Annotated in this window: 23 protein-coding genes and 2 pseudogenes; 16 read left to right on the top strand and 9 right to left on the bottom strand. The window is 69.4% G+C overall.

Going from position 1 to position 22,700, the window contains the following annotated elements; all coding sequences use genetic code 11:
• Window positions 1–10 precede the first annotated feature (10 nt).
• Window positions 11–712, bottom strand: a complete 702-nt coding sequence (locus ACWD02_RS35070; RefSeq protein WP_451218362.1) for a hypothetical protein — start codon at window positions 710–712, stop codon at window positions 11–13.
• Window positions 713–935: 223 nt separating this feature from the next.
• Between ACWD02_RS35070 and ACWD02_RS35065 the strand changes: the two genes are divergently transcribed.
• From ACWD02_RS35065 to ACWD02_RS35045, 5 genes are all read left to right on the top strand, one after another.
• Window positions 936–1,304, top strand: coding sequence for a YrdB family protein (locus tag ACWD02_RS35065; protein WP_451218359.1), 369 nt, complete (start codon window positions 936–938; stop codon window positions 1,302–1,304).
• A 251-nt stretch (window positions 1,305–1,555) separates the two neighbouring features.
• On the top strand, window positions 1,556–2,989 hold the full coding sequence (dctA, locus tag ACWD02_RS35060) for a C4-dicarboxylate transporter DctA (protein ID WP_451218356.1): 1,434 nt from the start codon (window positions 1,556–1,558) through the stop codon (window positions 2,987–2,989).
• 54 nt (window positions 2,990–3,043) lie between these two features.
• Window positions 3,044–3,946: a LysR family transcriptional regulator gene (locus ACWD02_RS35055; RefSeq protein WP_451218353.1), complete on the top strand. Its 903-nt coding sequence runs from the start codon at window positions 3,044–3,046 to the stop codon at window positions 3,944–3,946.
• 158 nt (window positions 3,947–4,104) lie between these two features.
• The gene (locus tag ACWD02_RS35050) at window positions 4,105–5,187 is read left to right on the top strand and encodes a tartrate dehydrogenase (RefSeq protein WP_451218351.1); all 1,083 of its coding nucleotides are present in this window, start codon (window positions 4,105–4,107) and stop codon (window positions 5,185–5,187) included.
• Between the two features lie 277 nt (window positions 5,188–5,464).
• A complete protein-coding gene (locus tag ACWD02_RS35045) occupies window positions 5,465–5,947 on the top strand; it encodes a peptidoglycan-binding protein (protein WP_451218348.1) in 483 nt (160 codons plus the stop codon).
• A 132-nt stretch (window positions 5,948–6,079) separates the two neighbouring features.
• On the opposite strand, the pseudogene ACWD02_RS35040 reads toward ACWD02_RS35045, so the two are convergent.
• A pseudogene (locus tag ACWD02_RS35040) lies at window positions 6,080–6,158 on the bottom strand (response regulator transcription factor); the annotation flags it as partial.
• A gap of 134 nt (window positions 6,159–6,292) precedes the next feature.
• Here ACWD02_RS35040 and ACWD02_RS35035 point away from each other — a divergent pair.
• From ACWD02_RS35035 to ACWD02_RS35015, 5 genes are all read left to right on the top strand, one after another.
• The gene (locus tag ACWD02_RS35035) at window positions 6,293–6,919 is read left to right on the top strand and encodes a M15 family metallopeptidase (RefSeq protein WP_451218345.1); all 627 of its coding nucleotides are present in this window, start codon (window positions 6,293–6,295) and stop codon (window positions 6,917–6,919) included.
• Window positions 6,916–7,986, top strand: a complete 1,071-nt coding sequence (locus tag ACWD02_RS35030; protein WP_451218342.1) for an endonuclease/exonuclease/phosphatase family protein — start codon at window positions 6,916–6,918, stop codon at window positions 7,984–7,986. Before ACWD02_RS35035 ends, ACWD02_RS35030 begins: the two co-directional genes overlap by 4 nt.
• Window positions 7,987–8,228: 242 nt before the next feature.
• Entirely contained in the window at window positions 8,229–8,714 is a 486-nt protein-coding gene (locus ACWD02_RS35025; protein ID WP_451218339.1) for a hypothetical protein, read from the top strand.
• A gap of 70 nt (window positions 8,715–8,784) precedes the next feature.
• On the top strand, window positions 8,785–9,066 hold the full coding sequence (locus ACWD02_RS35020; protein WP_451218336.1) for a hypothetical protein: 282 nt from the start codon (window positions 8,785–8,787) through the stop codon (window positions 9,064–9,066).
• 90 nt (window positions 9,067–9,156) lie between these two features.
• The gene (locus ACWD02_RS35015) at window positions 9,157–10,122 is read left to right on the top strand and encodes an ADP-ribosylation family protein (protein ID WP_451218333.1); all 966 of its coding nucleotides are present in this window, start codon (window positions 9,157–9,159) and stop codon (window positions 10,120–10,122) included.
• A 31-nt stretch (window positions 10,123–10,153) separates the two neighbouring features.
• Here ACWD02_RS35015 and ACWD02_RS35010 read toward each other — a convergent pair whose 3' ends face one another.
• The gene (locus ACWD02_RS35010; protein ID WP_451218330.1) at window positions 10,154–10,555 is read right to left on the bottom strand and encodes an Imm10 family immunity protein; all 402 of its coding nucleotides are present in this window, start codon (window positions 10,553–10,555) and stop codon (window positions 10,154–10,156) included.
• Window positions 10,556–10,640: 85 nt separating this feature from the next.
• Entirely contained in the window at window positions 10,641–11,090 is a 450-nt protein-coding gene (locus tag ACWD02_RS35005) for a carboxymuconolactone decarboxylase family protein (RefSeq protein WP_451218327.1), read from the bottom strand.
• Window positions 11,091–11,172: 82 nt separating this feature from the next.
• On the opposite strand from ACWD02_RS35005, the gene ACWD02_RS35000 reads away from it, so the two are divergent.
• Window positions 11,173–12,078 carry a sigma-70 family RNA polymerase sigma factor gene (locus ACWD02_RS35000; protein ID WP_451218324.1) on the top strand — a complete coding sequence of 302 codons (906 nt, stop codon included), beginning with the start codon at window positions 11,173–11,175 and terminating at the stop codon, window positions 12,076–12,078.
• 36 nt (window positions 12,079–12,114) lie between these two features.
• A complete protein-coding gene (locus ACWD02_RS34995) occupies window positions 12,115–13,008 on the top strand; it encodes an NAD-dependent protein deacetylase (protein ID WP_451218321.1) in 894 nt (297 codons plus the stop codon).
• 74 nt (window positions 13,009–13,082) lie between these two features.
• Here ACWD02_RS34995 and ACWD02_RS34990 read toward each other — a convergent pair whose 3' ends face one another.
• The 3 genes and pseudogenes from ACWD02_RS34990 to ACWD02_RS34980 form a co-directional block, all read right to left on the bottom strand.
• Window positions 13,083–13,838, bottom strand: a complete 756-nt coding sequence (locus ACWD02_RS34990; RefSeq protein WP_451218318.1) for a DUF6461 domain-containing protein — start codon at window positions 13,836–13,838, stop codon at window positions 13,083–13,085.
• Between the two features lie 9 nt (window positions 13,839–13,847).
• Window positions 13,848–13,958 (bottom strand): annotated as a pseudogene (locus ACWD02_RS34985) (hypothetical protein); the annotation flags it as partial.
• Window positions 13,927–14,448: a hypothetical protein gene (locus ACWD02_RS34980; RefSeq protein ID WP_451218315.1), complete on the bottom strand. Its 522-nt coding sequence runs from the start codon at window positions 14,446–14,448 to the stop codon at window positions 13,927–13,929. The gene ACWD02_RS34980 and the pseudogene ACWD02_RS34985, both read right to left, overlap by 32 nt.
• A gap of 496 nt (window positions 14,449–14,944) precedes the next feature.
• On the opposite strand from ACWD02_RS34980, the gene ACWD02_RS34975 reads away from it, so the two are divergent.
• A complete protein-coding gene (locus tag ACWD02_RS34975) occupies window positions 14,945–15,208 on the top strand; it encodes a DUF3253 domain-containing protein (protein WP_451218509.1) in 264 nt (87 codons plus the stop codon).
• 60 nt (window positions 15,209–15,268) lie between these two features.
• Here the strand turns inward: ACWD02_RS34975 and ACWD02_RS34970 are convergent, their stop codons facing one another.
• Complete coding sequence (locus ACWD02_RS34970; RefSeq protein WP_451218312.1) at window positions 15,269–16,111, bottom strand: LysR family transcriptional regulator; 843 nt, start codon at window positions 16,109–16,111, stop codon at window positions 15,269–15,271.
• Window positions 16,112–16,183: 72 nt separating this feature from the next.
• On the opposite strand from ACWD02_RS34970, the gene ACWD02_RS34965 reads away from it, so the two are divergent.
• On the top strand, window positions 16,184–17,479 hold the full coding sequence (locus ACWD02_RS34965; RefSeq protein WP_451218309.1) for an MFS transporter: 1,296 nt from the start codon (window positions 16,184–16,186) through the stop codon (window positions 17,477–17,479).
• Between the two features lie 47 nt (window positions 17,480–17,526).
• Here the strand turns inward: ACWD02_RS34965 and rph are convergent, their stop codons facing one another.
• Window positions 17,527–20,190 carry a rifamycin-inactivating phosphotransferase gene (gene rph / locus ACWD02_RS34960; RefSeq protein WP_451218306.1) on the bottom strand — a complete coding sequence of 888 codons (2,664 nt, stop codon included), beginning with the start codon at window positions 20,188–20,190 and terminating at the stop codon, window positions 17,527–17,529.
• 430 nt (window positions 20,191–20,620) lie between these two features.
• On the opposite strand from rph, the gene ACWD02_RS34955 reads away from it, so the two are divergent.
• Window positions 20,621–21,445, top strand: coding sequence for a PP2C family protein-serine/threonine phosphatase (locus ACWD02_RS34955; RefSeq protein WP_363311288.1), 825 nt, complete (start codon window positions 20,621–20,623; stop codon window positions 21,443–21,445).
• 177 nt (window positions 21,446–21,622) lie between these two features.
• Entirely contained in the window at window positions 21,623–22,669 is a 1,047-nt protein-coding gene (locus ACWD02_RS34950) for an MASE1 domain-containing protein (protein WP_451218303.1), read from the top strand.
• Window positions 22,670–22,700 lie beyond the last annotated feature (31 nt).

The following is a 22,700-nucleotide window of genomic DNA, read 5'->3' as shown; positions in this document are numbered from 1 at the left end:
CTGCGTGGGATCAGCGGGACCGGTGGCCGAGGAGTTCGATCAGCCCGACAGGGAGGTACGCGGGCCGGTGAGGCCGGCCGATCTGGTACGGCACGTAGCCGAGCGAGGCGGCGACATCGACCTCCTCGGCCGTCTCGGCCTGATAGACGAGCCGACAGTGGCCCGAGGAGGTTTTCGCGCGCTGCCAGAGCGCCGGAGCCGGTTTGCGTTCCGCCTCGGTGCGGGGAGTCAGGACGCGGTCGCCGAAGTCCTCCCAGGCGAAGGGCGCGGAGCCCCGCCAGGTGGCGTCGACCTCCTTCTTCAGCCTGGCGGCGCGCTCGGCGTCGGTCGTGCCCCAGGAGGGCGGAACGTTGGTGATCAGACCGATCCTGATGTGGCGTTCGCGCAACGCGCGCAGATAGGAGGCCGCCCCGGACCGGTAGCTGGTGCTGCCGTCGTCGGCGGTGTGCACGAGGGTCTCGCCCAGGTCGAAGTACACGACCGGACAGGCGCGTTGTGCTCCCACGCGGGCGGCGGAGGCCGTCGTTGCACCGCCGCTCGCGTCCCCGTGCACCGCCGCGCTCGCCGTCGCGCACAGCACGGTCGACGTCAGTGCCGTGCAGAGCGCGAGGCTCGCCCGGCTGAAGACCTGTAAGGCCGATCTGTTCATGGTGTCGTCGTCGCCCTTCTCCTGGCACACCACGAGGGTGTGCGGCTGTCCAGTACATGACATGGCGATGCTGTCGGTTGGGCCGCCGGCGCCGCCAAGGCGACCGGCGATTCGCGCGTCGTTTCGCCGATCTATCGCGCTCTACCCCCGAACACCGCGCGGCACTCGGGTCCCGTACGCCGCAGCGTGATCAGGCCCCGGTCCTCGGTCAGGCGTGCTTCAATGCGGCTTTGTGGTGGACCTGCTCGCCTGGCGGGACCGTGCCCGTGACGAAGGATGACCCACGATGAAGCTTCCTGCGCCACTGCACGTGTGCAACGAAGGGCTGGCCTTCGTCCTGGAAGTCGTGGCCCTGGTCGTCCTGGCCTGGTGGGGATGGCAGAGCGTGAAAGCACTGCCTCTGCAGATCCTCCTCGCGGTCGCCGTGCCTGCGGCGGCCGCCACCCTGTGGGGCCTGTTCGCCGCGCCGAAGGCCCGGATATCAGTGCCGTTGGCGGGCGTTCTGGCGGTGAAGGTGCTGGTGTTCGGAGCCGCTGCCGTCGCTTGGTACGCCATGGGCCGGCGCGGCTGGGCCACCGCCTTCGCCGTCGTGGTCGCCGTCAACGCCGCCCTTGCCACGCTGGACCGGCGGGCGGCGACGCATCAGCAGACCTGACGACCGGTTGCCGCACCCTCATCCGCTCCCTATAGGCACTGCCTATAGGGGGCATCGATTTTTGGTCGTGGACCTCGTTGTCCGAGAGCCGCTTCACTGTGCCGACAGGCGGCGGCTCCCGGTCGGGACCCGGGGGTCGTGAGCCTTTGACGCCGGCACCGAACGTATGGATCTTCCCCGGGTTTCCCCCGCGGGGACGTGCACCTCCTGGTGCTGCCGGGTCCTTGCCCATGCCCCGGATGGAGGTTGCAATGACGCATGCCCCGAGCGAAGCCGCAGGTGATGTGGTGGCGAGGAAGACGCCCTGGTACCGGCAGTTGTACGCACAGGTGCTGGTGGCGATCGTCGTCGGGATCGTGCTCGGTTGGCAGTGGCCGGACCTGGCCACGTCGATGGAACCGATCGGCACGACGTTCATCACGGCCATGAAGATGCTGATCGGGCCGATCGTGTTCCTGACCATCATCGGCGGCATCGCCGGTGTGGCGGACCTGAAGAAGGTGGGCCGCACCGGTATCAAGGCCCTCACCTACTTCCAGGTGGGCACCATCATCGCCATGGCCACGGGGCTCGTCGCCATCAACATCTTCCGGCTCGGGGAAGGTGTGCACGCCGACCCGTCCCAACTCGAAGTCTCGGGGGACGCGGGCCAGTACATCGAGAAGGGCGAACACCAGCACTGGTGGGAGTTCCTCACGCACATCGTGCCGGACAGTTTCTTCGGGGCGTTCGTCGAAGGAGACATCCTCCAGGTCATCTTCCTCGCGGTGATCTTCGGGATAGCGCTCAAGGCGGTCGGCAAGACCGGGGAGCCGATCATCGCCGGCGTCAACCGGCTCACGACCGTGGTGTTCAAGGTGCTGGCGTTCGTGATGAAGGCGGCTCCGCTGGGCGCCTTCGGAGCGATGGCGTACGCGATCGGCAAGTTCGGCCTGTCCACGCTGACCAGCCTCGGCTCGCTGATCCTGCTCTTCTACGTCACCTCCGCCCTGTTCGTCGTGGTCGTGCTCGGTTCCGCCCTGGCCCTCTATGTCCGGCTGAACATCTTCCAGCTCATCCGTTACTTCAAGGAGGAGTTCTTCCTGGTCCTCGGCACCTCCACCGCCGAACCCGCCCTGCCGGGACTGATGCGCAAGCTGCAGTTCATGGGGGCGGAGCGTTCCACCGTCGGCCTGGTCGTGCCGACGGGCTACAGCTTCAACCTCGACGGGGCCGCCATCTACCTCTCCCTGGGCACGCTCTACATCGCGCAGGCGACCGACACCTCCCTGTCGGCCGGTCAGCAGCTCGGTCTGCTCGCGGTCATGCTGCTGACGTCCAAGGGCGCGGCCGGAGTCGCCGGTGGCGGTTTCATCGCGCTCACCGCGACGCTGTCGACCGTCGGCCATGTCCCCGCCGCCGGGATCATGCTGATCTTCGGCATCGACAAGTTCATGTCCGAGTGCCGGGCCCTGGTCAACTTCTACGGCAACGCGGTCGCCACGCTCTTCATCGCCCGCTGGGAGAACGGCCTCGACCTGCAGCGGGCGCGCCTGGTCCTGTCCGGCAAGATCCGGGAGGAGACGGCCCTGCCGCCGCAGAGGCCGGGGGAGTCCTCATGCGTGGACGACGACGCACACGATGTCGACGCACACGATGACGACATCAAGGCCACCGCCCCCGCCACCACGCAACCCAGGGCTTGATCACCGGCCGCTAGGATCGGCCCCAACCTGCAGCTCGTGGTGGTGGGAGACGACATGGACGCCCGGCAGCTCGAGTATTTTCTCGCCATCGTGGAGCACGGCGGATTCAGCAAGGCCGCCGCCGCACTCCACGTGGCGCAGCCCTCGCTCTCGCAGGCGATGGCCAATCTCGAGGCCGACCTGGGAATCGCCCTCTTTCACCGCACGGGCCGCGGGGTGGTGCTCAGTGAGGCGGGAGCGGAACTCCTCGAGCCGAGCCGCCGCGTGCTGCGTGACCTGGACGCGGTACGGGACACCGCGACCGCCCTGTCCGGCCTGCACGGCGGCACCGTCGAGGTGGCCGTCATGCCTTCGCCGGGCATCGAGCCGCTCACCGGCCTGATCCACCGTTTCGCCGGGCTGCACCCGTCCGTCACCGTCAGCAGCCGGGCAGCCTTCACCCCGGACGAAGTCGTCGACCTCGTCCGCAGCGGTGCCTGCGAGCTGGGTCTGCTCGGGGCGGCCAAGCCCGTCGCCCTGTCCGGACTCGACGTACTGCCCGTGGAGGAACAGCCGTTCATCGTGGTGGCCGGACCGGGCGGCCCCATCGAGGACGGGGCGCAACTGCGTCCGCAGGACCTCGGCGGCCACAAGCTGATCGCCTCGCGCAGCGGCAGCCTGATGCGCACCATCGTCGACGACATCACCGCCCGGACCTCAGGCACCGACATCGTCACGGTGGTCGACCACCGCACGTCGATCCTCCCCCTCGTCCTGTCCGGAGTCGGAATCGCGGTCCTGCCCGCCGCCTGGACCCGGCTCGCCCGGCGCTCCGGCGCGGCCGTGGCATTCATCGAGCCGACCGCGCATCTGCACGTCGCCATGGTGAGCCTGCCCGCCCATCTCACCCCCGGCGCCCGCGCGTTCCTGGAGCTCACCCGCTCGTACGCCCGTCACAGGACGGCCTCCGCCGAGTGACCTCACAGGTGTCGGCGCACCGATCGGCTCAGCCTATGGGCCGTATCGACAGCGTGTCTTGGACGTGGCCGCGCCCACTGGGTTGACTCAAAGGCACCGCATCTCCGGTTCCCCTGCTCCTCGCCGAGCAGGTGATCCCTCGTACTCGGAGGCTCCTTGTGACCGCAACCCATACCTTCCGGATCGCCGCAATCCCCGCCGACGGCGTCGGCACCGAGGTCGTCGCCGCAGGCCGAGCGGTGCTCGACGCACTGGCCGCCGACTCGCACGGATCCTTTGCCTTCGACTGGCAGGAATTCCCCTGGGGCTGCGAGTACTACGGGCGCACCGGCAAGATGATCGGCGACGACGGCCTCGACCAGCTCAAGGACTTCGACGCCATCTACTTCGGCGCCGTCGGCTGGCCCACCGTCCCCGACCACATCAGCCTGTGGGGCCTGCGTCTGAAGATCTGCCAGAGCTTCGACCAGTGGGCCAACGTCCGTCCCGTGCACTTCCTGCCCGGCATCACCAGCCCGCTGCGCAAGGCCGACGACACCGAACTCGACTGGGTCGTCGTACGCGAGAACAGCGAGGGGGAGTACGCCGGTCTGGGCGGACGCAACCTCGCCGGGCGCGGCCCCGGCGGTGAAGTCGCCGTCCAGTCCGCCCTGTTCACCGAGGTGGGCTGCGAGCGGATCATGCGTTTCGCCTTCGACCTGGCGCGCACACGCACACGCCGGAAGGTCTCCTCCGTCACCAAGAGCAACGCCCAGCAGTACGGCATGGTGCTGTGGGACGACGTCTTCAAGCGGGTCGCCGCCGACTACCCCGACGTCGAGACCGAGAGCGTCCTCGTCGACGCCATGTCGGCCAAGTTCGTCCTGCGCCCCGAGGACCTTTCGGTCGTGGTCGCCTCCAACCTCAACGCCGACATCCTCTCCGACCTCGGCAGCGCCCTGGCCGGCAGCCTCGGCCTCGCCGCGAGCGCCAACCTGAACCCCGAACGCCGCTTCCCCAGCATGTTCGAACCCGTACACGGCTCCGCCCCGGACATCGCGGGCCAGGGCCTCGCCAACCCCATCGGCGCCGTGGGCAGCGCCGCCCTGATGCTGGAGCACTTCGGGCTCCCCGATCAGGCGGCCCGCCTGCAGAAGGCGATCGAGACGGTGACCGGCGCGGGCATCCTCACCCGCGACGTCGGCGGCACCGCGACCACGGAAGAGGTCACCAAGGCCCTGATCGACGCACTCAGCGCCTGACCCCCTCGCCCGCCCGACCGGCGGGCCCCGCAGGACCCGTCCGGCCTCTCCCTGTCGCGCCGAGACCCGGACGGTAGTGCCGTCAACCACACGGGACGGCCGTCGGCGCCGGACCCCGAGCCCCAGCTGCTCGCGGTCCGGCGTTGACCATTGAGTACCGATACTCATGCGCGGGGCACCACCTCGTTCCTATCGTCGGTCCCTGAAGAGAGCGGCTCCGAACAGGACTTGCACGCCTTGCCCGGGCCGCATGGGATTCGTCAACGGGGAGCTGCACATGCACACGAAACTGCCGACCAGATCGCTCGTCCGGCTCGCTCTCGCCGCCGCCGTGGTGGGCGCCGGCCTCACGGTGACGGGAGCCGGGTCCGCCGCGGCGTCGGCGGCAACGCCGGGGGCAGCAACGGTGACCACCCCTGGCGTCACCGCGCAGGCAGTGGTCAACCTCGGCCTGGACCGCAGGCAGGCCAGGGCCGTCCAGGAGTGGCTGGCTGCGCACCATGGCTACAAGGGCTCCATCGACGGCTACCTGGGCGCCGGAAGCTGGAAGGCGTTCCAGCGCCACCTCAGGGCGCACGGCTACAACGGAGCGATCGACGGAGTCGTCGGAAGCGGCACGGTCAAGGCGTTGCAGCGCAAGCTCAGCAATGACAGCTGGAACTACAACGGCGCGATCGACGGGATTCCTGGAGCCGGAACCAAGGCCGCCTTCGAGCGCTTCGCCCAGGGCCTCCTGTGCGAGCCCTGCACCTCCCGCTGACTGAACCACCCGGTGACTGGACTCGCCGTGCACGAGACGCCTGGCACGGCGGTCTGCCAGCCGGCCGTGTCCGGTCGGTGAGTGTCGCGACCATGTGCGGGGTGAGGTGCTCACCGGTGTTTTCGCCGGTGAGCACCACAGCCTCGGCCGCCACGAGTACTTCGAGCAGGGCGAACTGCTTCCTGGCCAGCGCGACGTAATGGCCGTCTCGACAGCCAACATGCGCATGCTCTCGACGCTACGAGCGGATGCATATCGTCGGCGTATCCAAAACCGCATACGTGCCGGCAACACCCTGCTGCCTTGACTGGCGGCATGACTCGAATCCCACCATCAGCACGGACGATGCCCCGTCGGATGCGTCGGCGCCTTGCCGTCGGTCTGATCTGCCTGCTCGGCCTGACAGTCGTCATGGCGGGGCTCACCGCAGCCCTCGGCGGGCGATTACTCGAGCCCTCGTCCTCCTCGGCCGCAGCATCACCGCTGAGTTCACTCGGCGGCGATCGCGAGGATGCGCTCGGCGAGGATGACGGCGTGGTTCCCGACGGAGTGACGGTCTTCGATGACGCGACTCCGGCCGTGGCCCGCCTCGATCCGGAGCTGCTCAAGAATCTGCGCCAGGCCGCTGCGGACGCGGCGGACGACGGGGTCAAGATCTACGTCAACAGCGGCTGGCGTTCCGCGGACTACCAGAACCAGCTGCTTCGCGAGGCGGTCGCCGAGTACGGGTCCCAAGACGAGGCTGCCCGATGGGTGGCCACCGCGGCGACGTCTCCCCACGTGTCAGGGGATGCGGCCGACCTCGGCCACTCCGACGCCACGCAGTGGCTTGCCGAGCGTGGCGCCGAGTACGGGCTGTGTCAGATCTACGAGAACGAACCGTGGCACTACGAACTACGCCCCGAAGCGGTCGATCAGGGCTGCCCGCGTACGTATGCCGACCCCACCAAGGACCCGAGGATGCAGCAGTGAGCGTGAGCGAGCGAGGACAGACCATGGCGTGGGTCGACACGGCGGAGGGGAGCGGTCAGGGCGACCACGTCGATCGAGGCGAGCAGGACGGAGTGGGCGGGCCGGGACCCTGGAAGCGCGGCCCGGTGCTCACTGCCCTGGCCCTGCTGCTGGGACTGTTCATGCTCCTCCACGCACAGATCACGGACCACGGGGGCCTCGGCAGCCTGGTGGAGACCTTCCTGCCATGGTTCGGCCTGCTTGTCCCGGTGCTGCTGGCCGGGGCGCTGTGGCGTCGCTCCGCCTCCGCGGTGGTCGCGCTGCTGGTACCGGTCACGGTGTGGCTGCACCTCTTCGGCGGGCTGCTCACCGACAAGTCCCACCCCGGCAGCGACCTCACCGTGGCCAGCCACAACGTCGGCGCCGGCAACTCCGACCCGTCCGGCACCGCCCGCGCCCTGGCCGACTCCGAGACGGACGTACTGGCCCTGGAGGAGATCAGTGCCCAGGCCAAGCCGCTGTACGAGAAGGCGCTGGCCCAGACGTATCCGTACCACGTGATGAAGGGGACAGTTGGGCTGTGGAGCAAGCTGCCGCTGTCCGACACCCAACCCGTCGACACGGAGATGGACTACGGACCGCTGGCGGACACCAAGCCGACCGACGTCAAGATGACCTACAACCGGGCGCTGCGCACGACGGTGGCCACGGACCGGGGTCCGCTGGCGGTGTATGTGGCCCACCTGGGTTCCGTACGCGTGGTCCCCAGGGCCGGCTTCACGACGGGCGACCGGGACCGCGGCGCGAAAGCGCTCGCCAAGGCCGTCGCCGCCGAGCGGAACGAGCGGGTGGTGTTGCTCGGCGACCTGAACGGCACCACCGACGACCGCGCGCTGGCCGGTCTCACCTCGCAGCTGCGCTCGGCGCAGGACGAGGCCGGTGACGGCCTCGGCTTCAGCTGGCCGGCGTCGTTCCCGGTGGCACGGATCGACCAGATCCTGGTCAGGGGCGTGGAGCCGGCGCGTGCGTGGGTGCTGCCGGAAACGGGCAGCGATCACCTGCCGGTGGCGGCAGGAATCAGCTGGTGACCGGCGTACTGACGCGAGTGCCATTGCTCGCTTGTGGTGGAAGGGGAGGCCCTTCGACCTCCCCAGGCGTACAGCCCTCCCCTTCCAGCCTTCGCCGTGTGCCCATTCGCGCCGGAACCATGCGCATCGGGTCTACGCGCGTATGGATCCATGCGAGCCGTGATCGATGGCGGGCTGTTCCCGGCCCCTGTTTGTCAGAGGCGTCCGCTACCTTGCGGGCCATGGGAAATTCAGGCGGATCTTTGGCGACCCGGTGGTCCACGGGCGAACTGCACCAGCTCATGCAGGCGGCTGGTTTCACCGGTATCGAAGAAACGGAGACGCTGGCGGAGGGCTGGGGCGTGACGGACTTCGCCGACGCGGGGCAGCGCAGCCTGGCGGCCCTCGTGCAGAGGACGGGGACGCCGGCGGTCATGGTGTCCTTCATGGACAGCGATCTGGGGTTCGTCGAAGCCCGGACGCCGGGAGGCGGCAGCTGGGAGGGCTTGCTCAACCGCGAGCTGGCGGAGAGCTACGAGATACCTCTCGAGGAATTCCCCATGGAACCCGCCGTTGCCGGCGCACTTGCCTGGTCCATGGATGCCGGACTGACCCCCGACGAGAAGGCGATTCGACAGACACTCGCCGGGTCGGCTCTCTTCGCGGAAGAACTTTCCGCAGCCCTCTTGGCCGCCCTGGGAATGCCTGGCGCGACCTCCCCCGGGCGAGACGCAGTCGGCGCAGGATGAGCGCGTGCTTCCCCCTCGACTGCTGTGGTGCGACCCGCGACCCATCCCTCCGTTCAACCGGCAGGAACGGGTGACGCTGGTCGTGCGCGACCCCGGTTTCCATGAGCCCACTGATGACGACGACTGCACGACGTTCTGGTACTTCTGCTTGCCGCATGATCGTGCCTATCGGCATGAGGCGTGTGGGGAAGGTCCGCACCTGCTGGTTTTGCGCTGTGAACGACACGGAGCCGAGAACTTGTGGCCACAGCCGCGGATGCTGATGTTCCCGGCAGGCTTTGATCCTCCGCTCAGCCAGGCCCAGCTCGGCTGGGTGCAGGCGCAGGAGGACGCGGTCTGGGGTCAAGGTTAGAGTCCTGTCAGGCCCGAGCGCGACCAGTAGGCCGTGGTTCGAAGCAGTCGGCGATCGGCTTACATGTACCACAACTTGGGGGACCTTCCGATGAGCGGCAACTCGCAGAACCCGGCAGCACGAGCCGCCATCGAGGCGCGCGTCCTGGGGGACTGGGGGCTCGAACTGCCTGAGTCGATCTTCCGCTTCTGGTCGTTCCTCGGGACACTCGGCCCGATCGAAGGGCGCGCGCTGGCGGAGATGGGGGTCAGCCCGGCCGGGATCATGGATCTGTTCGACGACCCTGACCGGATGCCCGTCAAGGACATCGACGTACGCGTGCACGGCCGTTACTACCGGGACCCGCCCGAGTTCCTGACCTTCATGCACGGCGGCACGGATGGTCTGCATTACGGCCTGTGGTTCGACGACGGCCGTACCTGCAGCGGGGTCGCGTCCTACTACAACAACGACGGCGGCGAGATCGACACCACCGCGAGCACGCCGCTGGAGGCGGTACGCGCTCTCCTCGAACGTGTCTGGCGTGACATTGAGGACGACATACGGGACGAAGAGGCGCCCGTGCGACGCGAGCAACTGGCCTTGCTGCGCGATGCGCTGACCGCAGTGGAGACCGGGGACCGGCCCGAAGTGGGACTCTCCTACTCCTCGAAATACGACAGGGCGGCCGGGCCCGTGGACCCGGACCGCATCACCACACTGGACGGTGCGGGCGGGCTCGCTTCAGGGGCCTCCACCCTGGACCGCCCCGGGCACCGCGGCGCCGACGAGTACAAGTTCGCGACCTACATGTACGACCTGTTCGACGATGCCGCCGCCTTGCGGGCGACCGTGGAGGACGCCCGCCGCCGCTGCGCGCAGGGCGATCCCACGGAGGCGCTGCTCCTGGGCCGCGACCTGCACTGGGCGTCGGCGGGTGACCCGGGCCACGAGGCCCTCGCGCACGAACTGCTCGTACTCGCCTATCGCGCGCTGGACCGCCCCGCGCTGAGGGCCATCGCAGAGGCGCACCACCGGCACCGCTCCCTCCCACAAGTGGACGTACTGGAGAGGTGAACCGCAGGGACGGGCAGGGAAGCAGTCTCCATCAGACCGCGACCCGCAGCGGGCGAGCGTCCACGCGGCCGTAGGCGAGCACCTTCATGAGGACCTCGCGGAACTGTGCCATGTCTTCGGCAGGGGCCTCGATGGCTGCTTCGATCTCGCAGTCACTCAGCCCCAACGCCGGCAAGGAGTCCGGGTCCAGGGACACCCGAAAAACCTCGTTGGTCAGCTCAACCGCCCGCACACATCCGTATGCGGTGCCTTGGTTCGCAGTGACCAGACAGTGCGTGTCCATCCCCAGCGACAGATCCTGCTCGTCAGGCTCCTCGCCGCCGCACTGGAACAGCATGATGAAGCCGTTGCGGTCCGAGATGCCGGCCTCGATGAAGTAGCCGTCAGGGTCTGTCTCTGCGCCGGCTTCACGCGCGACGAAACGGTAGGTCATGACGCTTTTTCTAGCAGCCGCTCCACCCTGAGCCGTACCCGGCGCCCGCCGACGGGCGGTGCCGGGCGACGACACCCCGCGCGGGTCACCAGGTCTTGCCGGCCTGTTCCCGGGTCGTGCGGTTGATGCGGTTGAAGAAATTGGTCAGCGCGATCTCCATGGTGATCGCGCCCAGTTGCTCCTGGCTGAAGTGCTCGGCGGCGGCGTTCCAGATCTCGTCGGAAACTCCCGGTGCGCCGTCCTGGATGCGGGTGGCGGCCTCGGTCAGTTCGAGCGCCGCACGCTCCTGATCGGTGTAGAAGGGGGTCTCGCGCCACGCGACCACGTGGTGCAGCCGCTCCTCCGTCTCGCCGGCCTTCTTCGCCCCCGTGACGCCGGCGAAGACGCACGGCGCGCAGCCGTTGATCTGGCTGGCGCGCAGGTGGACCAGCGTCAGCAGGTGCTGGTCGACGCCGCCGGCGGCAATCACCTTGTGGAGGTGCTGGATCGCGGTGATCAGGTCAGGACTGACCGTGCTCTTCAAACGTGCTTCCATCGGTCTGCTCCTTCATCGGTTACCTACGCCCGTTCGGGCCCGTCATCACCCACGACGGAGCAGCTTCGAGAAAGGTAACGACATGCGCGACACCAGCCCGACGGACCCGAGGGAAGCGGCAGACCTGACGGGCCCTGTGGCCGCGGCGTTCGAATCCCAGCGTGACCGGCTTCGCGCGGTCGCCTACCGCATGCTCGGATCGCACGCCGACGCCGAGGACGCCGTCCAGGAGGCATGGCTGCGGCTCTCCCGCCAGGATGCGGCGGCCATCGACAACCTCGCCGGCTGGCTGACGACGGTAGTCGGCCGGATCAGCCTGGACGTCCTGCGATCGCGCCGGTCCCGTCCCGAGGCGCCCTTCGGCGACCAGCTGCCCGAACTGGTGGTGACGCTCGACGACGGTGTGGTTCCCGAGGAGGACGCGATGCTGGCGGACTCGGTCGGCCTCGCGCTCCTCGTCGTACTGGAATCGCTCCGGCCGAACGAACGGCTGGCTTTCGTACTGCACGACCTGTTCGCGGTGCCCTTCGACGAGATCGGCCAGATCCTCGGCAAGTCGACCGATGCCACCAAGATGCTCGCCAGCCGCGCCCGCAAGAAGGTGCAGTCGACCGAGCGGCCGACCGGCGTCGGGCCGGGACAACGGGAGGTGGTCCGGGCGTTCTTGGCAGCGGCTCGGCTCGGTGAGTTCGAGGACCTGCTGCGACTGCTCGACCCCGACGTGCGACTGACCGTCGGCACCCCCGACGGCGTGGCCGTCGTCCTCGGCGCCTCCAAGGTCGCCGCGGGCGCGAAGCTGGCCGCAGGCGCAGCTACAGCGGGGCACGCGGCGATCGTCAACGGAATGCCCGGCGTCCTTTCCTGGCACGAGGACGGCACCCCGCTGTCGGTTCTCGCGTTCACCGTCGTCGACGGCCGGATCACCGAGATGACGGCAGTGACCGACCCGGCCAAACTCGCGCTGATGGACCTGCCGGCCCCGGTGTGAGGCGGCGTTCACGCGTCAGAACGTAAGCTGGCAGGCATGCGGATGCGACCGACGTTGACCTGGGAGCCCACCGGCGGTCTGCTCCCGGCCTCGCGCGACCTCACCGCTGTCGTCGAGGCGGTGCGCGCGGGCAAGGTCGTGGTGCTGAGCGGCGCGGGGTTGTCCACGGAGTCGGGCATCCCGGACTACCGCGGCGAGAACGGTTCCCTGCGTCGGCACACGCCCATGACGTATCAGGAGTTCATCGGTGCCGAGCAGGCTCGCCGGCGGTACTGGGCGCGCAGTCAGCTGGGGTGGCGGGCGATGACGCGGGCCCGCCCCAACGCCGGCCATCGGGCGGTGACGGCGCTGGCCGAGGCGGGCTTCGTCACCGGCGTGATCACACAGAACGTCGACGGGCTGCAGCAGTCGGCCGGGGCCCGGAACGTCATCGAGCTCCACGGGAGCCTGAGCCGGGTGGTCTGCCTGACCTGCGGGCGAGGCAGTACCAGAGCGGAGCTCGACCGTCGGCTGAGGGAGGCCAATCCCGGGTTCGAGGCCGCCGCCGAGCGCTATCGTGCCGCGCGGGTCAACCCGGACGGCGACGTGGAACTGCCGGATGAGGCGGTACGTGAATTCCGGGTGGTGCCGTGTGCGGCCTGCGGCGACGGGGTGCTGAAGCCGGACGTCGTCTTCTTCGGTGAGAACGTCCCCCCGGAGCGGGTCGCGGCCTGTCGCCGCCTGGTGGATGAGGCCGCCGTCCTGCTCGTGCTCGGTTCCTCCCTCACCGTCATGTCCGGCCTGCGTTTCGTGCGCCAGGCGGCCGAGTCAGGCACACCGGTCCTGATCGTCAACCAGGGCCCGACCCGAGGCGACCGCTGGGCGACCCAGCGCATCGAACTGCCGCTGGGGGAGGCGCTGGCGGCTCTGGTGGCGAAGGTGTGTGCCTGAGGAGTCGATGCGACCAGCGTGCTGCGAAAACGTTCTCCCCGTGCGGTCCCTCCGGGCGTGGCTCGGCCCCTCTCTCAGTGGCGAAGCCGTGGAGGCAACTCCACCCAGCGGCGCGGCGAGCGACGGTCCACCGCCTTCTGGGCGTTGCTGATGCGCAGACCGGCTGCCGCGGCGGCGTAGGCGAGGGTGTTGGCGTAGTGGGGGAAGGTGTGCTGTCGCTGCCAGAAGCGGAAGTGCCAGTAGGCGGATGGATCCGACGCGTCCGGCGGCAGGCCGATCTCCTCGTGCGCTGCGACCTCGCCGTTCCGGGCCAAGGTCCCGAAGGTGCCGCCCTTGGGGTTGAAGTAGATGCCGTACGCGTCGGTGCCCGCGGATATCGCCCGCAGAAGGGTGTCGTCGCTCGGCATGTACCCCTCTTGAGTGATCACGCAGCCGCCCGGTGCGCCGGCCACGCTCGTCACGCCCACATGGCGGAGGGTCGCTTCATGGTCCGCCAGGTCGAAGGGGCCGTACTCAAGGCCTGCCGTCGGGCATCGCGTGGGGTCGGCGCCGAGGCGGCGGATCAGTTCTTCCTCACTCAGTCCCCGCACGAAGCAGAGGCCAAGGCCCTCGGTCCACAGTTCTTGCTCGCCGCAGGCCGCGATGAGGGCGTCCGCCTCCCGGAAGGCAGCGGCTTCGTCGGCGGGCAGCTCCACTCTCCCGGGCAGTTCCGCGACGAGTGGCGCGAGCGATGTGGTCAGCAGCAGCCGGCCCGGCGACCAGGGCCCCGTCTGCGGGGTCCACACGTCGGCCCCAGCGGCGATCAACGCACGGACACTGGCCTCGTTCACGGTGCAGGCGGCGTACCACAGAGGTGTGTGTTCCTCGTCGTCGTGTGCGTCGGCTTCCGCGCCATGGGACAGGAGTGCGGTGACCGCGTCAGCTGCCTCGTGCTCCGCTGTCCGGTGCAGTGGAGTCGAACCTTGGACGCGTGCGTTGGGCGGTGCGCCCCCCCTGCAGGCGGGCCCGGATCACCGCCGCGTCCCCCCAATCCCGGTAAGCCATTCGTTCCCAGTCGGCCCTCGGCAGGTAGCGCAGCTGTTCTTCCTCCTGGCGGCGCAACATCGTGCGCTGGCGTCCCGTCAGCGGCGGAGCCAGGAGGGTGGGCGGTCCGCTCACCTCGAAGGCCGCGAAGGACTCCGGCTGCTTCGCCGGATCCGGTGGTTCGAGGCCAGGCCAGATCTCGAGCGCCCTGGCCGACGCGGCGACCAATGCGGAGGCATCGATCGGGGTGCGAGTCTCGTCGATGCCCTCGTCCGGCCACTCGATGACCAACTGCGCCTCGCCGGACGGGGGAAGGTGTGGCAGATACAGGTCGACGTCGGTCTTGAAGAGGGTGCGGCGGGGCTGGTGCAGCCCAGTGTCCAGCGGGATCAGCCCGACGGCCTGGTTCGTGATCACCGTGGTCCTCCGGCCATCCGGACGTGTCTGCTCCAGAGGCCGTTGCACCTTGGCGTCCAGTGAGGTCACCCGGCGCCCATCACAGAACAACAGGCCGACCCGGAGCCCGGACTGCCGGCCTGCCTCGGTGGTGGACCATCTCGCCCTGCGGAAGACCGACAGATGCAAGGTCGCCGCGTGCGGCCACAGGGACCATCCCGTCATCACCACCCGGGCGTCCGCCCCGGAACCGACCACCGCCAACTGCGAGTGCAGCACCGGTGCAAACCACTCGGCGGGCGGTGCGTAATGCCCAGCGTCGCTTCCCGGCGGACTCAGCCAGACCAACGCGGTCCGTTCTGCGGCCGGTTGCTCCGCTAACACCAGATCATCGAAGAATCCCATGCGCCGATCGTGGCAGACAGGTCTGACACTGCTGCTGATGCTCAGGTCCCGGTGGCCGTGGCCGATCCCCGGTTTTCGTGGTCGGCGGTGCCACACTGGCGCCGTGACCGACATGGAACGGCGGACCGAGCGGCGCTTGGAGCGAGCCATCGTGGAGTTGCTTGAGAAGCGGGCGGCCGATGCGACCATCTGCCCGTCCGACGCCGCGCGGGCGGTCTACGACGGCGACGACGACGGCTGGCGCGCCCTCATGGAACCGGCCCGCCGTGCGGCCCGGCGCCTGGTGACGGCCGGAGAGGTGGAGATCACCCAAGGCGGTCGGCCGGTCGATCCGGACAAGGCCCGCGGCCCGATCCGTATCCGCCGCGTCCACTGACGGACGCGCTCCGCGCCGGGCGCGACCCGGCACAGAGCCACCCTTCGAGCGCAACGCTCCTCAGAGGGTGCGCCGCAATGCCGTCTCCACCGCGTCGATCAGTGGATCGCCCTCGGTCCGTGGGTGTCGTGCGAGACCGAGTTCGACGTCCGGCAGAGTGGGCAGGGCGCTCGTGTCGTGGCCGACCATGCCCGGTTCGAGGTTCGTGGGCATGAGTGCGGCGACCCCGAGCCCGGCCCGTACCGCGGCGAGTACACCGACCAGGCTGTTGCTTTCGAACGCCACCCGCCAGCGCCTGTCGGCCCGTTCCAGGGTCTCCAGCACCGACGTACGCCAGGTGCAGGCGCCCGAGAACAGCACCACGGGCAGCGGATCATCGGCCACATCCACGCCTTGGCCGATCGCCCAGACCAGCGGGCGGCGTACCGTCCAGCGTGGCGGCGCGGGGACCACCGGCACCTCGTCGAGGACGAGTTGCACGCGGCCCGCTTCGTAGGCCTCCCGCATCTCGGCGGTGGAACAACTCAGCACCTCCAGCGTCGCGCCGGGGTGCAGTCGGGCGAGGTCGGCGAGCGCTTGTGGAAGCTGGGCCGCGGCGAGGTCTTCGAGGAGCCCGACGCCGCAGCGGCCGGTCAGCGCGCGCCCGGTCTCGGTGAGTGCCTGTGCGCTGAGCGAGAGGATGCGTTCGGCGTACGGCAGGAGCTCCTCGCCCGCCCGGGTCAGTGAGACACCGGACGGCGATCGGTAGAGCAGCGGGCGGCCGACGGCGCTCTCGAGCTTGCGGACCTGCTGGCTGAGCCCGGGCTGGGTCTTGCCCAGCGTGGTCGCGGCGCGGCTGATGCTGCCCGCCCGGACGACGGTGACGAATGACCGCAGCAACGCGGTCTCGAGGTCCTTGGCCATAAATATCCATTATGGCTGATGCAGCGAAATAACCACTACCTATGGTGCGAGCAAGGATCTAGCGTCACACGGGTGACCGGATACCGACAGATACTCGCCGTGCCGGGGATGGCATCGCTGCTGGGCATCTCACTGCTCGCGCGTGCCGCGATCACGGCCGACGTGATGGCGCTGACGATGTACGTCGTGCTGGGTCTGGACATGAGCTACGCGGCAGCCGGAGGTGTCGCGGCGGCGCTGACCACCGGACTGGCGCTCGGCGGGCCACTGCTCGGCCGCATGATCGACCGGCGGGGCCTGCGTGCGGTGCTGCTGGCAACTGTCGTGGCGCAGGTCGTGTTCTGGCTGAGCGTGCCGGTCCTGCCGTACGGGACCCTGCTGGGCGCCGCCTTCGCGGCGGGGCTGCTGATGGTTCCGGCCCAGCCGGTGACCCGGCAGGCGATCGCCGCGATGACGACGGCGGAGCAGCGCCGCCCCGCCTTCGCGCTGGAATCGGTGCAGGGCGAACTGTCGTACATCGCGGGCCCGCCGATCGTGATCCTCTGCGCGGCGAAGGTGTCCCCCGAGGTGGTGGCATGGGGTGTCGGAGCCGCGATCGTGGTGGGGGGAGCGGGGCTCGCCCTTCTCGACCCGCCGCTGCGCACCAAGGACGAGGCGGGCGCCGAAGCGGTCGGACGCCCCCGTCGCCGGGAGTGGCTCGGCCCGGGCATGATCGCCATGCTGATGATGGCGTTCGGCACCACGATGCTGCTCAGCGGTACCGACCTGGGGATCGTCGCCACCCTCAAGGAAGCCGGCCAGGTCTCCTGGGCCGCCGTGGTCGTGGCAACGTACGGCGCGGCCTCCGTCGTCGGCGGGCTGGTGTACGGCGTGCTGTCCCGGCCGTTGCCGACTTGGCTGCTGCTCGGTCTGCTCGGACTCGCGACCATTCCCGCGGGGCTGGCCCACGACTGGCCCTGGTTGTGCGTGGCCGTCGCCCTTTCGGGGTTGCTCGTCGCGCCGACACTTTCCACGGTGGCCGACGCGGTGATGCGACTCGCGCCCGCCGGCGTACGGGGTGAGGCGACGGGTCTGCAATCCTCGGCGTTGAGCGCGGGTTTCGCGCTCGGAACGCCGATCGTCGGGATCGCGATCGACGCCTCCGTGCCGGGCGGCGGCTTCGTGGCGGCCGGGCTGGCCGGCCTCGCCGCCGCCCTGGCCGGATACCTGTTGTCCCGCGGCTCACGCGCCCGAACGCGGCCCCCGCACAACGGACTTGGGCTCACCGGGGCACGGGGCCTCGATCCGCACCCGCCGCACCCGCCGCATCCGCCGTGCCCGCCGCTCCCGCCGCACCCGCACGAGACCGGTACCCGGCCCGGCGCGTGAGGTCCGGCAGGAGCGTGCGCCGCCCCTCGTCGGTTCGGTGGGGTCGGTCAAGGCAGGATCTCGACGTACCCGTCGGTTCCGTGGACGCGGATACGCTGCCCGTCACGGATCAGGCGGGTGGCCTGCTCCACACCCACGACGGCCGGCAGGCCGTACTCACGGGCGATCACCGCGCCATGGGTCATCAGGCCGCCCACCTCTGTCACCAGGCCCGCGATCCCGACGAACAGCGGGGACCAACTGGGGTCCGTGAAGGACGTGACCAGGATGTCCCCCGCTTCGAGATCGGCCTGCGACATGTCGAGGATGACGCGGGCCCGGCCCTCGACGGTCCCTGCGGAAACCGGCAGGCCGACCAGGGCTCCGGACGGCACGTCGTCGCGCCGGTACGCCCCGGTGAGGGCCTCGCCGTCCGACGTGAGCACCCGGGGTGGGGTGAGCGTCTGGTACGCCCGGAAATCGTCCTTGCGCTGCGCGATGAGCTGGTCGTCCAGCTGCTTCGAGCGTACGACCTCGTGGAGTTCCTGGAACGTGAGGTAGAAGACGTCCTCCCTCTCGGCAAGCACGCCTGCGCGCACGAGGCGCTCCGCCTCGTCGAGAAGGGCCTTCTTGTAGACGAAGTAGCGGCAGATGATGCCGTACTTGGGGTACTCCCGGTATCCGATGAAGGTTCTGACCCGGTCGATCATCGCCTTGGTCTCGTCGGCCTTCCGGTCTCCGTCCGGCAGGGCCCGCAAGCGGGACAGCACTTCCTGTTCCTTCTTCTGCGCCCGCTGCCGCCCTTGCTCGAAGTGGCGCTCGGCGGCGCCCGGTTCGAAGATCCTCACGTTGTCGAGGATCACGGGCACCAGCGTGGTGGGACTCTCGCTCCAACGAGGCCTGGTGATGTCGATCTCGCCGACGCAGCGCATGCCGTACCGGTCGAGGTAGGCCTGGATGGCGTCGCGCGCCTCGGTTCCGCCCGCGAGCTTCGGCAGCTCGTCCAGGAAGTCCTCGTTCTCGACGCCCTGCAGGTACGCCATCACCTCCGGGTGCGGGCGGATCACGTCCGCGACGTCGAGCAGCTCCAGTCCCATCTCCGAGGTGATGTTGTCGGGGGCGGACAGGGTGAGGGTGTCGGCGGCGTTCTTCTCGCCCAGCCACTCCTGCAGCTTTTCGTTGAGCCACCACGTGGCTTCCATCCCCGCCATGATCGCCTGCACGCTCAAGGGGTCACCGAGGACGCGTTTGTGCTCCTCGAAGGCCTCCAGGAGGAAGTCGAACAGCTCCGGCCCGGTCTTCGTCCGGATGTCGCGCCGCAGGGCGGCGACGGACGCCTCGCTGCGCTCGATCAGCTCGGTGACGACGGCCGGATCGGTCGCGATCGGGGCGGCGGGCGCAGCGCCTCGCGGTGGCCCGCCGGGGATCGCCTCCGGAAGGGACGGGACGAAGTCGTCGCGGTCGATGACGGTCTCCAGAGCGTCCCTGACCAGCGGATCGCCCTTGCCCAAGAGGTCCAGAAGGCCGGCGCGGCTCGCGGGCGATGCCAGGCGCTGGGTGACGTCGACGAACAGCCTGCCGCCGGCCTCGTGCATCGGCGCCATGGCCGTCAGTTGCCACATGGAGTACCCGAGGGGCTTCATGGCGTCGGTCATCATCTGCTGGTGGCCGACGGAGACGTATACGTGATTGTCCTGGTCACCGGCCTCGGGGACGGGATAGAGGGTGGTGATCGGCCGACTTTGAACGATCAGGAAGCCTGCGCCTTCGCCCTCGCCCGCACCAGCACCAGCACCAGCACCAGCACCGTCATTGTCATCGGCCAGGCACCATTCGATGTCCTGTGGGCGGCCGAAGTGCGCTTCGATCTGCCGCCCGAGCCGCACGAGTTCCACCGCTTGGCCGTCCGTCAGCGCCGGCTGCTCCTGCTGCCGTGCGTCGACGGTGACCTCCCGCGTGCCGCCGGTGGGCAGGGCCTGCACGGCACGCTGTTTGGCGGCGATCGTCCTGGCAACCACCTCGCCGTGGCGCACCTTGAAGATGTCCGGGTTCACCAGGCCGGAGACCAGGGCCTCGCCGAGGCCGAAGCCCGCGTCGATCGTGGCGACCTTCCGGTCGCCCGTGACCGGGTCGGCCGTGAACAAGATCCCGGCCGCGTGGGGGAAGACCATCTGCTGCACGACCACGGCCATGTGGACCGTACGGTGGTCGATGCCGTTGCGGCGGCGGTAGGTGACGGCCCGCTCGGTGAACAGCGAGGCCCAGCACCTGCTGACGTGCTGGAGGATCGCCGTCGGGCCCACGACGTTCAGGTACGTGTCCTGCTGGCCGGCGAAGGAGGCCGTGGGCAGGTCCTCTGCCGTCGCACTGGATCGCACGGCGTAGGCGGCTTGCCCGTCGATCCGGGTCAGCGCCTGGGTGATCGCCGTCGCGAGATCGGCCGGGAGGGGAGTCTCCTCGATGGTCCGACGGATCTGCGCGCTGAGCGTGCGGATCTCTTCCTGGTCGTCAGGGTTCACGCGCGCCAGCTGTTCCAGTCGCTCGTCGAGTGACGGCGCTTCCGCCATGGTGCGCCGGAAAGCGTCCGTCGTCACGCAGAAGCCTCGCGGCACGCGGATGCCCTCGATCCGCGACAGCCCTCCCAGGTGCGCACCCTTGCCGCCGACGACCGCGACCTGCGTCTCGTCGACCTCTTGAAGATCCAACACGTACTGCACGTACTGCTCAGTCACTGCGTTACCTCCGGGGCAGCCGCGCTGCGTTGTACTGGGGTGGCTCTGGTTCGTGGTTCGACGTCACCACGCCGCCGTGCGGTCGACAAAGGCACTCGCACCTCGTGCCTCATTTCCGCAGGTGGTGGCGTCGGCCGATGATTCTGCGCCGTGGTGGGGGCCTTGTGGCAAGCCCCCTACTGGGTTATATGTTGAGAGTGGCAAGGAGAGATCTCTCCTTGCCTTTGTTCTTTCTGCCGCCCGCGACGTCTTGTCCGCCGTGCCCGTGACCGGCTCGGACTGCCGGTGGAGGGCTGACAGGGTGCGTGCGCCGTCATCTCCGGGCAGAGTTGTTGGCGCGAAGACGTGCCAGTGGTGGACGTGCCAGTGGCGCACGAGGCGAAGCACAGCTGAACTTATGCAAGGTGTGCTCGCGGAACCGGGGCGATCGATGTTCCGTACGCAGGCGGCCGACGACGGCGACGAGCTGCTTGCCAGGCTCGGGGCCCTGACCGCCCGCGCCCGGGAGCTCGCGGAGATGCAGCGCTCCCGCGTGGAGCTGGCGGTGGCCCTGCAGCGCGGCATGCTCCCGCACGACCTTCCGGAGCCTCCCGGTGTCCGCCTCGCCGTGGGCTACATGCCCGCCAACCACGGGCTCAACGTCGGGGGAGACTGGTACGACGCCTTCACCATGCCCGACGGCCGTATCGGGCTGTCCATCGGAGACGTGCAGGGGCACAACATCAAGGCCGCCGCGTTCATGGGGCAGGTCCGTGTGGGTCTGCGCGCGCTGGCCTCCGTCACGGGCGACCCGGGGGAGCTGCTCACGCGTACCAACGACCTGCTCATCTCCCTGGGCGCGGACCTCTTCGCGACCTGCACCTTTCTGCGCCTCGATCCGGCCACCGGCGTACTGGAGTGCGCTCGGGCCGGCCACATCCCCCACATCTGGGCCACGGCCGACGGCCGGTCCGGTGTCGACGAAGGAGAGTGCGGGCCCCCGCTCGGCGTGCTCGAAGGCGCCGAGTACCCCGTGGTGTGCCACCGGCTCACCACGGACGGCGTGGTCGTGCTGCTGACCGACGGCGTGGTGGAGGGGCCGTCGCTGAGCCTCGACGAGGGCCTGCGGCGGGTGATGCGGCTCGCCGAGATCACCACCGCTGCCGGGCTGGGCATCAACGCTCTCGTCGGCGGTGTCATGCGGCTGGCGGACACGGTGGGGCACGAGGACGATGCCGCCGTGCTTGTCGTGGGCCATGACGGTGGGGCGCTGTAGCGGGGCTGGTGCCGGATCGCCGAGGAAGACTGCGTAACGCGATGCGACGGGAGGGGACGAGAAGGGAGGAAGGAGAGGAGACGGCTCGGAACGTGACGCGACGGGACGCGAGGGGACCCGGTCAGGGGCCTTCACATGGCCGAAGTGGTCCACTCGGTGTCTGATGGCCCTGTGTTGGTGACTCGACGGTTCCGGCGGTTCCGGCTGTCCCTGGAGGTAGTCCTCAAGACACTGGCCGTGGCCGCCTGCTACTACGTGGCCGGGCGGCTGGGCCTGCTCGGCCGGCTCACCGTCGAGGGAGTGATCGTCACACCCATTTGGCCGCCGACCGGCGTCGCCGTCGCCGCGCTGCTCGTCTACGGCGTGTCGGTCTGGCCCGGGATCGCCGTGGGTTCCTTCCTCGTGATCGCGTCCCTCACCACCCCTCAGCTCACCACGCTCGTCACCGTGGCGGGCAACACCGTCGGCCCGCTCTGCGCCTACCTGATGCTGCGCCGGGTCGGTTTTCGGGTCGGAATCTCACGGCTGCGGGACGGCCTGGCCCTGGTCTTCCTCGGCGGGCTCGGCGCCATGCTGATCAGTGCCACGGCGGGGGTCGGGCTACAGGTGCTGACCGGTGGGCTGGAATCGGGGGAGTTCTGGTCGGTGTGGCTGGCCTGGTGGGTGGGCGATGCGATGGGTGTCCTGCTGGTCACCCCCCTCCTGCTCGTGCTGGTGGGCGCCGCTGGGCCGCTGCGGCTGAGGCGGTGGAAGGAGATGCTGTGTCTTGGCCTCGCGGCCGTGATCGTCGTACCTCTGGCGGTGCTCGGCGACCTGAGCCTGCTCTTCCTCGTCTTCCCGCTGCTCATCTGGGTGGCGCTGCGCTTCCAGCTGGCCGGGAGCATGCTGTGCGCGCTGTTCGCGTCCGTCCTGACGACCTTTGAGGCGAACAAGCAGCAGGGTGCCTTCCAGGACCTGACCGCCGTCGAGGTCATGACGAAACTGCAGGCGTTCAACGGAGCCACCGCGCTGACGGCGCTCCTGTTGTCCGCCATGGTCGCGGAACAGCGCGCCACCCGACGGTCGGTGAAGAGTGCCTGCGGGGAACTGGCAGAGGTCCTGGAGCACCTGGCCGCGGGGGAGACCCCACCCGAACTGTCCCCCCGGCACGTCGCCGCGCTCCATCCCGACGACGGAACGGTGACGGTAACGGACAGCCTCAGCCGCCGGGACACGGACGTGTAAGCGGCCCGATCCGGCGCGCCGACCCCGAAGG

The organism is Streptomyces sp. NPDC002853 (genome assembly GCF_053591915.1).
Note: the sequence above shows the minus strand (reverse complement) of the source record. Positions and strands in the feature narration are given on the sequence as shown.